General features: G+C 52.4%; 13 protein-coding genes. 6 read left to right on the top strand and 7 right to left on the bottom strand.

Annotated features, from left to right (window positions below; genetic code table 11):
- Positions 1 to 34: 34 nt before the first annotated feature.
- Both EPA93_RS26710 and EPA93_RS26705 read left to right on the top strand, forming a co-directional pair.
- On the top strand, positions 35 to 1,717 hold the full coding sequence (locus tag EPA93_RS26710; RefSeq protein WP_242527146.1) for a CTP synthase: 1,683 nt from the start codon (positions 35 to 37) through the stop codon (positions 1,715 to 1,717).
- 5 nt (positions 1,718 to 1,722) lie between these two features.
- Positions 1,723 to 3,021 (top strand): magnesium transporter, encoded by a 1,299-nt coding sequence (locus EPA93_RS26705; protein WP_129890437.1) that lies wholly within the window; start codon positions 1,723 to 1,725, stop codon positions 3,019 to 3,021.
- A gap of 1 nt (position 3,022) precedes the next feature.
- On the opposite strand, the gene EPA93_RS26700 is transcribed toward EPA93_RS26705, so the two are convergent.
- Positions 3,023 to 3,769, bottom strand: coding sequence for a hypothetical protein (locus EPA93_RS26700; protein WP_129890436.1), 747 nt, complete (start codon positions 3,767 to 3,769; stop codon positions 3,023 to 3,025).
- Positions 3,770 to 3,975: 206 nt separating this feature from the next.
- Between EPA93_RS26700 and EPA93_RS26695 the strand changes: the two genes are divergently transcribed.
- A complete protein-coding gene (locus EPA93_RS26695; protein WP_129890435.1) occupies positions 3,976 to 4,824 on the top strand; it encodes an ArsR family transcriptional regulator in 849 nt (282 codons plus the stop codon).
- 109 nt (positions 4,825 to 4,933) lie between these two features.
- On the opposite strand, the gene greA is transcribed toward EPA93_RS26695, so the two are convergent.
- A complete protein-coding gene (gene greA, locus EPA93_RS26690) occupies positions 4,934 to 5,455 on the bottom strand; it encodes a transcription elongation factor GreA (RefSeq protein ID WP_129890434.1) in 522 nt (173 codons plus the stop codon).
- Positions 5,456 to 5,930: 475 nt separating this feature from the next.
- Complete coding sequence (locus EPA93_RS26685) at positions 5,931 to 7,205, bottom strand: alpha/beta fold hydrolase (RefSeq protein WP_165423410.1); 1,275 nt, start codon at positions 7,203 to 7,205, stop codon at positions 5,931 to 5,933.
- 351 nt (positions 7,206 to 7,556) lie between these two features.
- On the opposite strand from EPA93_RS26685, the gene panC reads away from it, so the two are divergent.
- Both panC and plsY read left to right on the top strand, forming a co-directional pair.
- Complete coding sequence (gene panC, locus EPA93_RS26680; protein ID WP_129890432.1) at positions 7,557 to 8,426, top strand: pantoate--beta-alanine ligase; 870 nt, start codon at positions 7,557 to 7,559, stop codon at positions 8,424 to 8,426.
- Positions 8,427 to 8,546: 120 nt separating this feature from the next.
- Positions 8,547 to 9,236, top strand: a complete 690-nt coding sequence (gene plsY, locus EPA93_RS26675) for a glycerol-3-phosphate 1-O-acyltransferase PlsY (protein WP_129890431.1) — start codon at positions 8,547 to 8,549, stop codon at positions 9,234 to 9,236.
- 73 nt (positions 9,237 to 9,309) lie between these two features.
- On the opposite strand, the gene EPA93_RS26670 is transcribed toward plsY, so the two are convergent.
- From EPA93_RS26670 to EPA93_RS26660, 3 genes are read right to left on the bottom strand one after another with little or no spacing between them, the layout of a single operon-like run.
- Positions 9,310 to 10,143 (bottom strand): amidohydrolase family protein, encoded by an 834-nt coding sequence (locus EPA93_RS26670; RefSeq protein ID WP_129890430.1) that lies wholly within the window; start codon positions 10,141 to 10,143, stop codon positions 9,310 to 9,312.
- Positions 10,124 to 10,351: a hypothetical protein gene (locus EPA93_RS26665; protein WP_129890429.1), complete on the bottom strand. Its 228-nt coding sequence runs from the start codon at positions 10,349 to 10,351 to the stop codon at positions 10,124 to 10,126. The genes EPA93_RS26670 and EPA93_RS26665 overlap by 20 nt, the downstream gene beginning before the upstream one ends.
- 34 nt (positions 10,352 to 10,385) lie before the next feature.
- Positions 10,386 to 11,849 carry an MFS transporter gene (locus tag EPA93_RS26660; RefSeq protein WP_165423409.1) on the bottom strand — a complete coding sequence of 488 codons (1,464 nt, stop codon included), beginning with the start codon at positions 11,847 to 11,849 and terminating at the stop codon, positions 10,386 to 10,388.
- Positions 11,850 to 12,195: 346 nt separating this feature from the next.
- Here EPA93_RS26660 and EPA93_RS26655 point away from each other — a divergent pair, with 346 nt between their 5' ends.
- On the top strand, positions 12,196 to 12,411 hold the full coding sequence (locus EPA93_RS26655; RefSeq protein ID WP_129890427.1) for a hypothetical protein: 216 nt from the start codon (positions 12,196 to 12,198) through the stop codon (positions 12,409 to 12,411).
- A gap of 8 nt (positions 12,412 to 12,419) precedes the next feature.
- Here EPA93_RS26655 and pgsA read toward each other — a convergent pair whose 3' ends face one another.
- Positions 12,420 to 13,040, bottom strand: a complete 621-nt coding sequence (pgsA, locus tag EPA93_RS26650; RefSeq protein ID WP_129890426.1) for a CDP-diacylglycerol--glycerol-3-phosphate 3-phosphatidyltransferase — start codon at positions 13,038 to 13,040, stop codon at positions 12,420 to 12,422.
- Positions 13,041 to 13,353: the final 313 nt, after the last annotated feature.

The following is a 13,353-nucleotide window of genomic DNA, read 5'->3' as shown; positions in this document are numbered from 1 at the left end:
AACGGTAAGACTCCGGGTTAAGGAGGGTTTTTCTATGTCAAAATTTATCTTTGTAACAGGCGGCGTGGCATCATCGGTAGGGAAAGGTATCAGCGTTGCATCTCTTGGACGTCTCCTCAAAAATCGCGGAGTCTCCGTCTCGCTAATGAAACTTGATCCCTACATTAACGTAGACCCTGGCACGATGTCTCCTTATCAGCACGGTGAAGTATTTGTAACTGATGATGGGGCCGAGACCGATCTGGACCTGGGACACTACGAGCGTTTTACCGATGAGCCTGCTTATCAGGCAAATAATGTGACGACCGGTCAGGTCTATGCTTCGGTGATTGCGAAGGAGCGACGTGGTGAGTACCTTGGCGGTACGATCCAGGTGATCCCGCACATTACTAATGAGATTAAGGATCGCATTCATGCAGTGGCGCGCCGCTCGGATGCCGATGTGGTGATCGTGGAGGTGGGCGGCACTGTTGGAGATATTGAGGGCGAACCATTTTTGGAGGCCATTCGCCAGATGCGTAAGGATGTAGGGCGCCGTGATGTGCTTTATCTGCACGTGACGCTCCTGCCCTATCTGGGCGCCTCTAAAGAGCTGAAGACAAAGCCCACGCAGCACAGCGTCAAGGAGCTCTTACGCGTCGGCATTCAGCCCGATGTGATTGTCTGTCGCTCGGATTATCAAGTTTCTGAAGAATTGCGCGAGAAGATCGCGCTTTTCTGTAATATAGAGGCTCGCGCCGTGATTCCGCTCCTGACTGCCGATACCATCTACGAGGTACCGCTGGTGCTGGAGGAAGCTGGCCTTGGCGAGTATCTGGTCCAGGAGCTTGGCCTGAAGCGCCAGGAGCCCCGTATGGAAGAGTGGCTGGATCTGGTCACCAAGATCAAGCACCCGCGCCCCGAGCTGACGGTTGGGCTGGTGGGCAAATATGTCGAGCTACATGATGCCTATCTCTCTGTCGCCGAAGCGCTAAGCCATGCCGGCTGGTTCCACGATGTCGATGTGCGCATCAAATGGATCAATTCGGAAGCGCTGGAGCAGATGGGTGAGGGCTATACTGAAGTATTGGAAGATGTTGCAGGTATTGTCGTACCCGGCGGCTTTGGCCATCGCGGCATAGAGGGCAAAATCAAGGCTGCAGGCTTTGCGCGTCGCAAGCAGATCCCTTACCTGGGTCTGTGCCTGGGCATGCAGGTCGCCGTCATCGAGTTTGCACGCAACGTCCTTGGTTTGAGCGAGGCCAACAGTAGCGAGTTTGATCCCCAGAACCCTTATCCCGTCATCGATCTCATGCTCACTCAGCGTCAGGTTGCCGACAAGGGCGGTACCATGCGTCTGGGCAACTGGGTCTGTTGTCTGACCCCTGGCACCAAAGCCTATCAAGCGTACGGCGAGCCGATCGTCTTCGAGCGCCACCGCCATCGCTATGAATTCAATAACGAGTATCGTAAGCGCATGGAGACGCATGGCTTGATAGTCAGCGGGCGCTCCGCAGATAACAGCCTGGTGGAAGTGATCGAGCTGGCTGAGCATCCCTGGTTTGTCGCCTCGCAGTTCCATCCCGAGTTCAAGAGCCGTCCCACGCGTCCGCATCCCCTGTTCCGTGATTTTGTTGGAGCCTGTGCAACCTTAGCCAACAGCCGGGTTGAGACAGAGAACTCCCTGTTTCACTTTGAGCCGAGCCGGGTATTGCCGGATTCTCGTATTGAGATGTAACTAGCATGTTATACCTGAGCCAATTACTTGGCACACCAGTAGAGAGCCTGCAGAATGTGCGTGTAGGCAAAATTGCTGACGTGTTGATCCCACCTTCACAGGTGGGACGGCACGAAGCTGCCTATCCTGACGTGCTGCTGATAGAGGGCGATAAGGAGCAGCTCTTGCGCGTCCCTATCGTCTCAGTTGAGCTACGCGCAGGGAACCTTCACCTGCTTCTTCCGCTAGAGCAACTGGCTGAGCAAGCCGAAGATGTCCTGGTCTCAGAAGTGTTTCTGGCGCGGGACGTTCTCGATAAGCAAGTTATTGATATTGCGCGCAAAAAAGCCGTGCGCGTCAATGACGTATGTCTTGGCGAGGATTGGCGGCTTCTGGGCATTGATGCCAGCGTCCTCGGGCTCATCCGCCGCCTGGCTCCATCCTGGCTGATTCGTATTCCAGGCAATCAATCCTCCACAGCCTTAATTCCCTGGGAACAGATCGAGCCGGTCAGTGCCCAGCGTTCCGAGGAAGACGAAGAGCAAGAAACGCTGCCTACCGGAACTGGCCAGTTGCGCGCGCTAAGCCGTCACCTCACCGATATGCATCCCGCCGATATTGCCACCATCGTACACCAACTCACTCCCGGCCAGGGCGCGCGCCTTATCGAAGGTCTTGATGATAAGACCGCGGCCGATACTATGGAAGAGATTGATACCGAGCGACAGCGCCAGATTCTTGAAAATATCAATCTAGAGCGAGCCGCAGCCATCCTGCAGGCCATGGGACCAGACGAGATCGCCGATCTGCTGGCCCAGTTGCCCGAGGAGCGTACGCAGGAACTCTTGCGCTTAATGAAGCCCGAGGAGTCCGAAGATGTCCAGGAGCTTCTAGAATATGAGCAGGACACCGCCGGCGGCTTAATGACCACCGACTATATCGCCTTAAATCAGATCCACACAGTCGCCGAAGCCTTAGAGGCCGTACGCGCCAGCATCCGCGAAAGCGATGTACGCATAGCCTACATCTACTGTGTCGCGGATGAGACGCAGGATGAAACCCGTTTACTTGGTGTGGTCTCCCTGTGGGATTTGCTGGCAGCTGAGCCAGCTCAGTTGCTGCAGGATCTAATGGAGACAGATGTGATCACTGTTGGGCCGGATGACGAAGCTCATGCAGTCGCAGAAATCATCGCCAAGTATAATCTGCTGGCGGTACCCGTAGTCAATGCGGAGCAAATCCTCGAAGGTGTTGTCACTGTCGATGATGCGCTCGATGTCCTTTTACCTCCTGAGAGAAGGCGTAGACCAAACAGGATGTACTAGTCTACGACTGAGAGTTGTCAGGTACATCATAGAGGAGTGTGGCGTCCAGGGCTTCCAGCACATGGAGAATGTCCTGGCACACCTCTACCATGACCTGGGGTAGCCATTCCTCTGCTCGTGGATTGTCTGCAATAATTTCACCCCCCTCTTCCTCGTCATCAAGAAAATGATGCTCGCGTTGTGTGCGGCGGCGTAGGGATGAAGTATGCGGGTCGTCGTGAAGGCCGCGCATCCCTTCAGGATGCCAGATTGGCAACTCTACACGCTGCTGAAGCGTAAGCATATCGGGCTGCAAGCGGTTCTCGTGCAAAACCATGCTCACTCCTGGGCGCGTCTCGATTGTCCGTCTACTGTGTTCGCTTGCTCGTAGCTTGAGCATCTGGGTAAGCGATAGTAGCGTGGCTTCAGAGATCGATGTGCCATTTAAGGCTAGCGTATAGGACAGGTCAAGCACTAAGGGCGGAATTGCGCTCGTGTGCAGGTGTGGACAGTCCTGGTCCGCCTCATGGAAGAAGTCACAAACTCCTGCTGGCCCCTCGATAGAGAGCGCAGTGTCGAGTGAACCCCACGTAAATGAGACGCTACACGAGCTGCGGTGTTCTGCCTCCTCGCAATTCCCTGTATGGCAGGTGCAAGTAAACTCGCGCTCTAAAGTGCGGGAGTTGAGCCAGTACTCGGGATGTGTGGTGAGTGCGAGGCTGTCCGCCGCCTTCAGGAAGTATCCGGTCATATCTTCATACGTTAACAATTTAAGTTGCTCCTTAATTACCTTCTGTACAGCATAAACCCTGATGTCTCTCCTGCTACGGCGTGTCTTTATATTACTGGTGTGAGAGGAAAGTGTCAATATGACAATAAAGCGAGCGTAGAGGTCCTCCTTTCCCTTGACAGCCCATCTAATCTATACTATCATTTTTTTACGATCAAAATTATTTTATCGATATAAGCAATTTGATGAAGGAATACTACTCGATAGAACGTCTGGATCAGCTACGGGCCATCTCTGATCTGCTGCGGCTGCGTATCATCGATCTCTTGCGCGAACGTTCAATGACTGTTACGCAGCTGGGAGAGATCCTAAGTATGGCTCCTGGCCGCGTTCATTATCATGTACGCGAGCTAGAAAAAGTTGGCTTGCTGCAATTGGCGGAAACGCGCGAGAAAGGCGGGGTCCTCGAAAAATACTATCTGCCGATTGCCCGCGAGATCGACGTCGCTAGTGGCCTCCTGCTCTCCGACGTTCCAGATGCCGTCCTGGCTACAGTAAGTAGCTGGTTCAATCAGTTAAGGAATGGATTTCTGCGCACTTTACGTCGTACGCTCCAGCACCAGGATGAAGTGCTGAACGCGGAATTTGGCATGCTCCATATGTATATTACAGGCGATGAGCTCTTACACCTCAATAGAGAGATTGAAGCGTTGTTCAAGCCCTACCAGGTTCAGCGCGGCCTTGAGGGTGAGATGGAGATCTCGGGCACCTTGATCCTCTATCCTTCCTCAGCGGAGCGTTCAACCTATGACACGCGGGATAGCGACGAGCCGGTTAGCCAGGAGCATGGAGGGACCACGGCCACGGCAGCCTACAATGTGCAAATGGTCGGAATGGTGCAGTACGATAAGGCTGCTTTGGAGCAAGTGCTGACCCAGGGAAGACGTTTGCACATGAACATAATTGGAATTTGTCGCATTAGCGATGATGTAGAAGCTGAGCTCGCCGATCAGGCGATTGAAAGCTTCTCCTTGATCGGCAAACTTGAGGCTCCTGAAGGAGTGCGCCAGGTCATGCTGCGCAAACAAATGTGATCTGGCACCCCTTACTACATGGCGGGTACCGGCGTGTGCCCGCCAGGCGGAGCAGAAAAAAGCAGGGCACTTTTTATACAGGTGCCCTGCGATAATTTTTTTCCAGGCATTAGATCATAGGGCGAATAGAGAGAATAGTATATCTCGTCACGCCACCGGGGGTTGAAACATCCACCTCATCGCCCGCCTTGTGGCCCACGAGCGCTTTGCCTACTGGCGATTGATCAGAAATTAAACCCGCTTTTGGATCGGCTTCAAATGTTTCAACAATGTTGAAGGTGCGCTTTGTGCCGCGTTCAGTTTCCACTTCCACTTGCATGCCAATTCGCACTGCGGGTGGACCGTCCACTTGATCATGCATGTCTGGAGTCATGATCTCTGCTGATGCCAGCAGTTGCTCCAGAGTTAGAATCTCACCTTCGACTTTTGCCTGTTGGTTTTTCGCATCTTCATATGCGCTACTTTCGCTGATATCGCCTGCCTCCTTGGCGTCGTGAATATAGTCAGCGACTTCTTTACGCTTCACTGTGCGTAAGTACTCCAAGCGCTCTTGCATCTTGGCAAAGCCTTCGGGAGTCAGGTGATAGACCTTGCGTTCGGACTTTGCGTCACTCTGTCCACCAATACTCATAGCAAAACTCCTCCTGGTAATGAGGCTTTCGACCTGCTGCGGGCCTCTTCCAGATATTCGCCTCTAATTATTAGTTTATCTTCTACTACCGTATTCATCCCTCTTTTATTCCCACTCTTCACCTATCTCTTGCTCTTAGCTTTCCTCCACCAGAAAATCCTTCAACCCTTCCAGCTCAGCCTTTCTGAAAAGAGGATGAACTATCTTACTAGCAAGGCGCTGCTAGCAAAATCTCATCTTGTTGCAGACTTTTCTGCTCTGGTTGAGGCGAGTCTCTTCTGCACCTCGCATCTTTTTTGTTAGAAGTGCAGGTGTCCAACACACATGAGGGTGATTATACGTTGTGAATTGCGGAACGTCAAGTAATTAGTAACCTTTTTTTCGGTTTTCTGTTACGATCTTGCATATTCCTCGTCTTGATAGAAACTAAAAACTCCTTTCTACGGCCTGGGAGGCCGATGCTGCGAATGCTTGCTTAGCTTGCTACAAAACGAAAAAGGCGTGTTCCACAGATGGTACATGTGCCTTGTAGAGCGGCGCGCCCATTTTTCAGGGTGACCCTCTGTGGATTGACTACAGCTTGTTGCTGGCGACATTTCACACAATAAGCCTTGACTTCTTGTGGTCGGGCTGGGCCAGCTTCTGCAGGCTGTTCCTCCTGGGCTGTGGGTTCCGTAATAACGCCAGGTTTCGCATGCGGCTCCTCGGAAGACAACGTTGGCGCAACTGCAGGTTCGTTATTCTGCTCCTCTGGAACCGCTGTCTGTGGCTCTGGCGGATCGTCCACGCTGGCCGGCATTTTATCCTGTAGCCAGTCCTCAACAGCGGCCAGCACTTTCGCGGGCTGCTCTTCCTGTATACGTAGCCCCGCATCGGGTATAAATGTGACATGCATCTGCGGCCCGAGTGCGACCAGATTGGCGGGTAGAGCCTGGGCGTGCAAGCTACGCGTTCCACAGATAATCAGCATGGGCTGCCTGAGCGTCTCAAGACTATCAACAACATCAAGGCTTAGCTCCCCGCTAAGAAAAGCCAGCGCAGCGTGCTCGGCGCCAGATTGATGCGCGGCAGCAAATGCCTGCTGTATTTCCTCTTCTGTAATACGTAGCCTGGTGGGTTTATGTTGCCATTCTAGAACCCTGCGCAAAATTATGCGCGGCGTCAGGCAGGCATAGAGTAGCAGGCCGGGAAGAGGGCGCTGTATAAACCTGGCCAGCCAGCCTGGCCACCTGCGAGCAGCCAGTAGCGCGGCCGGCGAGAGCAGTATCAAGCGCTGGCAAAGGTCCGACGCGCGAGTTGCCACGGCCAGCGCATAGTTGCAGCTCAGCCCACTGGCCAGTAAAGTAGCCGGTTGTCCTATAACTATTTTCAAGAAATCCTGATAGAGAGTAACATAGGTCTCAGCAGAATAATGAATCCGCGGGTGATCCGAAAGGCCGAAACCGAGCAGATCCAGGGCATACACTCTATATTGCCGAGATAAGCTTTGCATAAGGTAGCGCATCTCATAAGCAGATGCAGCAATTTCCGGCGCGTGCAAAAGCACTACAGGTGGGGCGGTGAGCTGACCGGCAACTTTATAGTAGATCTGCCCATGGGTCCATTTATATATATAGGCTTCTCCGGGTAAAACGCTTTCTAGACGCTGGGGAGTTCTCCACATGTAACGAAGCAGTATAAGCAGAGTGCCGAAGATAGCAAGTAGAAGGAGCCGAGTGTTGATCTTGATCAACCGAATGACGCTATGCATGCATTGCCTCCTTAGCCTACTAATAGGCATGTATGTAGTATAGCATGTTACTGGGTATGGTGCTATACGTTATGCAAACTACAAACACCGTAATTGACTGACAGTTCACTTTTAGCGCGATTATGTATCCATCTGACGTAGGAGCCGCGTCATCTATATGAGCGAGTCAGAGATGTCAGCAGAAGCAGTCTGCTGGCACGATTGGTGTCATATGTCAAAGGACAAGGGATATCTCAATGCTGGGGATTTGCCATCCCCTATTTTTCTCTCCTCTAATCTATCAATTGCAGAGATCCATCTTAGAATGCCTATCTGGCGAAGCGTTGTGCGGAGGAGCTATAGGGAGCTACAATGCGAATCATCGACAACCTGAGTGAAATGACAGAGACCGCCAGGGGTTGGTTGGCAGGTGGTTCTGTTGGTTTTGTGCCCATCATGAGTACCCTGCATGATGGACATAGTACACTAATCCGGGCCGCACTGGAAGAGTGTGAGATTATTGTTGTAAGCATCCTTGAATGCTCCTTAAAGAAATTTGATGAAAATAGTTGTTTTCGTTCGGACTTTCTGCGTGATCTGAAAAATGATCTGCGCCGCTTGAGCCATACTGATGTCGACGTGGTGTTTGTTCCGCGCCAGGAGGACTTATATGCTCCAGGCTTTGCTACCTACGTGACGCCTATCGGCCCGATCGCCGAACGGCTGGAAGCGCGACGTCGGCCTGATTCGGTGCGCCGCTTTGCCACAGCAATTACCAAACTGCTGCAGATCATCCGTCCCGATGTAGCCTATTTTGGCCAGAAAGATGCCCAACAGGTGGCTATTGTCAAGCAATTGGTGCGCGATCTCAACATTGATGTGAGCCTGCGCGTCTTGCCAACCCTGCGTGAAAGCAGCGGCCTGGCGATCAGCGGACGCAACAGCTGGCTCTCGGCCCAGGAGCGTAAGGAAGCCGCCCTGATCTATCAAGCCTTACTAGCGGCCCGAGATCTTATCGAGCATGGGGAGCGTCGCGCTTCAGTGATCAAGAAAATGATCATGGAGCTTATCGCCTCTTCCCCGCATGTGGACCTGGAATATGTGGCCGTCTGCCATCCCCAGACCTTTATCGAGCGGCAAGAGGCGGAGCCAGATACCTTGCTGGCCATTGCCGTGCGCGTTGGTGGGATCTGCCTTATCGATAATATCTTGTGGATGAGCGATGGGCAATGGCGCATCTAGGAAGCGCGTTCTATAGGCCGATTGGGAGTGTTCTGCTAGTAATTTGCTCCTCACGGGTCTATAATGAGGCCGTGCAACATCGTGAGTTGCCGAAGAGCTTGAAAAACGGAGGAAGCTGCGATGCTGGGAATTGCCGGTTCGCTCTTGTTAGCTGCTGTAATTGCTTATTTGTGGGGGTCGATTCCATCAGGCTATTGGATGGGCAAGCTGCTACGTGGCAAAGATTTTGATATACGCGTCTATGGAAGCCATAAGATTGGCGCAACCAATGTACGGCGTACGCTGGGCAATGGGCCCGCTCTCATCGTCTTGCTGGTAGACCTGTCAAAGGGGCTGGGTCCTACTTTGCTGGCAACCTTGATTCCTTTGCTTCATGGAGCCGGCTGGGGGCCCACGGTGGCTGGCCTGCTGGCCTTGCTTGGCCATTGTTTTCCGGTATTTATTGGCTTTAAAGGCGGCCGTGGTGTCTCGACGGGCGGCGGCGCGCTGCTTGTGACTTCGCCTCTTGCCTTTGTGATCTCGCTTATTGCTACTTTCAGCACAATCGGTATTTCTGGATATGTCTCCCTCGGCTCAATCGTTGGAGGGCTGGCCTCGATTATCTGCGGCCTGGCCTTTTACTTTTTTGGTTTGAGCCATCCCACTTTTTTTGCCCTGGTCACGCTTCCCCAGCTCGTTTTTCTGGTGGTGGGCCCAGCTCTGGTAATCCTCTTCCACTTTGACAACATCGGGCGTTTGCTGGCCGGAAAAGAGCGCAAGATATGGCAGAAAGAGGCCATCCCGGCCGGCGCAGAGAAGAGTCCTTTATAAACTGTGCTCGGCTCAGAGTAGCCAACGGCGCGCCGGGGAATGGCAGAAATATGCTCGGTGCGCCGCTGATGCCTCATGCCAACATTATTAAGGTAGGCTTACAAGGATATCTGGCGGCCAGTATAAGGGGTGAGCAGAGAGGCCGCGTTGGCCGCAAAATGTTTTGGCGCGTTTGCCCACTTTGGGTGAGTTGGAGGATTGGTTGCATGGCTTGGCGCAGATCATGCAGCGAGCTTTTGATATAGGGAAAATCGCTACCAAATAACAAATGTTCCTCTCCGTACAGGTCTTCAGCCAGCCTGATCAGGCTCACTTGAGGCGTGGCGCAATCTACATAAACGTTGTGCCGGCGCAGATAGCTGCTCGGAGGCGCCGCTAAATCCCGGTGGGGATCGGGATTCATCTGCCAGATTTCGTCAATTCGGCCGGCTAAGGCCGGGAGCACGCCGCCGCAGTGAGGAACGATCCAGCGGATGTCAGGGTAGCGCTCCAGCAGACCCGATTGTAGCAACTGATAGAGGGCTGCAGTATCCTGAAAAGGTGCTCCCAGCGTCCAGGCCATGGCAGGACTATCAATATACCCTGGCTCAGGCCTGGGGTCAGGATGGAGGAAGATAAGGCACTTGCGCTGATTGGCGTACTGGTAAAATGACGCAAAGCGCTCGTCTGTAATCGCATACTGCGCAAAGTGAGTGCAGAGTCCCAACCCAACGCAGCCCGCTTGCATAAATGCGCGCTCCGCTTCCTCGATCGCCGCGTCAACGAATGGTAGCGGGAGATTGGCAAAGAACAGGAAGCGGCCCGCATACTGCCTGGTAACTTCGGCACAAGCATCGTTGAAGATGCGAACCAGGGCAGCCCGCGCTTGCATATCAGTAAGCCAGATATTAGGCGAGGAGAAGCTCAAGATTTGCTGAGTAATCCCCGCCTGGTCCCATCAAGGCAATACGCTCATCCAGCCGGCTGCTAAAATGGGGAATACGCCCAATGAAAGGACTGTGGATGGTGGCGCGGGCCGCATCTCCTACAGGCCCTGGCCTATCTACCATTTTACGCACAGCCTCTAAATAAGCAGGTGGATAATAATGAGCGTGGATATCGATGACCGGGAACATGCTGGTTCCCTCCTTCCGATATGGGCATTCTATTTTAATGTGAAAGTTTCTCCAATATTTGTTGCTTTGTCTCTTCCCCCAGGAGCATGACGCATAACAACGCGGGCAGCGCAAGCGCGCAGAGCATGGCAAAGACGATGGCTATCGAGAGATGTTTGTTCATCAGTATGCCAATAATAATGGGGGCGATAATGCTGGCGGCACAACTCCAACTGCGCCCGGTAGAGATCGCCCAGGCTCGCATGCGCGTTGGAAATAGCTCAGCCGTATAGAGATAGGCGCCGGAGACACAGATATAAGCGCCCAGCGACATCAAGGCCCCGGCCAGGGCAAGCTTTAGCCAGCTTATGGCTTGTAACGGTCCGGCGAGAAGTGCGCCACCGATTGCGCCAAGCGCAGCCAGGGCAAAGCCGATGACAAACCAGCGCTTACGTCCGAACTGATCGACGGTGAAGGCATAGACAGCCAGCAGGCTCAAGGTTCCAAAGCCCAGGCAAAATGTGAGAAGCAAGGATTGCTGCTCTGAGAGTCCGCCCGGATTAATATATAACGAAGGCAACCAGCTGGAGAAGCCAACCAGGATAAAGAATGAGGAGAACCAGAGCACCCACGTCAAAAAGGTGCGTCGTCGATAGCGCGGCGAAAAGAGCTCGCCTAGGTGCGTCTGCTGCTGGGCTGGCTGTGCGGGCATCTCCATACCATCCTGCTCTACCCAGGCTTTCTTAAGCTGTATAGCTTCCTGTTCCAGGCTTGTAACGATAGCTTCGGCCTGCTCCGTGCGCCGCTTAACTAGCAGCCAGCGCAGTGATTCCGGGGCAAAGAAGAAGATGAGCGGAGCTATCAAGAGGGGGAGAGCGCCAATAACAAATAAAATGCGCCAGCCAGACGCAGATCTCGTCAAGGCAAATACTAGAAGCGCCAGAAAAGATGCCAGCATATAACCGGCGGAGAAATAGACCTGCACAAGCAGTGCGTTGCGTCCACGCCGCTGCCCCGGAATATACTCATTGAATAGTGTCATACTCAGCGGCGGGCAGGCTCCTAAGCCGATACCTTGCAGGGCACGTAGCAGGAGCAGTGCCTGAAAGCTCGGAGCAATGGCAGCTCCAAGGCTGAATAGGCCACAAATAAGCAGGGCAATTACTAGTGGAATTTTGCGACCAAAGCGCTCACTGAAGTAGCCAAAAATGAGCGCCCCGAGGGCTTGCCCGGCAAAGCCTGCAGCGATGAGAATGCCAGCACTTGCCGGTGAGGCACCAAAGGTGTTAGCTACAGGAGTCAGAATGACTGAAATAATTAGAGTATCGAGCCCATCTAGCAGAAGTCCTGTTCCTAAGAGGAAAGCGATTCGGCTATGAAAGGGCAGATGGGGCAGGCGTTCAAGGCGCGCGATCAGCCTGAGCTCTCTATTTCTTTCTCCTCTCTCCATTAAAGTAGAGTTTGCCAGATTGCTCATGACGCCGCTAATTGCTCTGGTATCTGCTATATCTTCCTGCATATACATCCTTTCACTAAGGTAAGCTCACTAAGCATGTTCGGGTTAATGTTGATGAGAAGACTTATTATCTCGCAGGTTATGTATAGTATTAAAATCAGTAAAAGAAGCCAAAGCGTGTCTATTATATAGAAGATTTACAATAAATACAAGGGTAGAGAAAAGCAAAATACGTTTTTGGGTCAAAGATCACAAGAGATGTATGAGAAATAGCTGGGAAAACAGCTGTTTTCCCTGCTTCTGTAGAGGCCAGCATCTCTGAAAAGATCTCTCGCCACTAACAAAGATGCTGGCTTTGCCTGGGAGAGAAGGCTTGCCAGGGATATGCTTTGGAAGCGAGGGTGTAGCCATGCAGGATGGGTTAGAGATATGGGGATATAAGATTTTTTACCAAACGTCGTTACCAGATAGGTCAGCGCTCCACGTTCTTGAATGGGAGGAAAGCATTGAGCAATTCTATATCTGTCTGCTCCTGGTTAGCCATAAAGAATATCGGGGTGTTATTCAGAAACGGCCTGAGTCAGAGAGCAGCCTGGCCATGACGCCGTTTTCAGACCGTTTCTAACGATAGAATTAAGATGATTGCGATTGATCGTTTGCATTAAAGAGCGGCAGAGCACTTACTATATATTCTATGCCCGAGAAAATGGTCCAGATCGTTGCCACAATCATAAGAGCATCGGCAGCTAGCAGTAAGAGTTCGCTAAAGACAAGGGTCTGACTGTTAAAGACGAGCATGGGCGGAAACAGACTAAGCATATGCGCTCCCAGCCCTTTGGCCAGCAATATTCCTCCCATGGCAACGAGAGTAATGAAGGTCTTCTGCTTGCCCCAGACTCCAGCCGGAATAACTTTTCCGCGCGCAGCGGCCATAGAGCGCAGGCCCATGACAAGAAACTCGCGCGTAACGATGATGAAAACGATCCAGGCCGGGATAAGAGAGATCTGCACCATAGCGGTAAGGATAGCTACGACAAATACTTTATCCGCAGTAAGGTCCAGGAATACGCCAAGCGATGAAACGACTTTGAGGCGCCGAGCCAGGTAGCCATCGAAAAAATCTGTAATGGAGGCAAGTAAAAATAAAGCTGTGGCCAGCAGAAAGGCCCAGGGTTGATCGATCAGCACTAATATGAATACCAGTACTGTGGCCAGGAGTCTGCTCAGGCTAAGCAGATTAGGGAGGTTACGCATATATACTCCTCATAGTTTAAATGGGGTTTCTCAGGAGGGAAGATCAAGCCCTTACCAACCCCGAATGTGTTGCAGTATCCTGGGAGAGACAGCAATATTTCTAGAAACTAGTTTTAAGATAACGCTATTATTATAAGCGAATACGCTTACGTTGTATAGCTAATGCACAGAGCAAACCACCCTCAATGAGAAGGCACCCTGGGGCGGGTTTGCCTGTGCCTGCCTACGCTGCTTTGACTTTCCTTTGGCGGCCACAGTTGCTACAAAAACCTGCACATACAGTAAGCTAGCGCACTTAGTAAAGTCTCAAATT

The sequence above is a fragment of the Ktedonosporobacter rubrisoli genome (assembly GCF_004208415.1).
In the GTDB taxonomy this organism is placed as follows: domain Bacteria; phylum Chloroflexota; class Ktedonobacteria; order Ktedonobacterales; family Ktedonobacteraceae; genus Ktedonosporobacter; species Ktedonosporobacter rubrisoli.
This window is presented reverse-complemented; position numbering and strand designations above follow the sequence as displayed.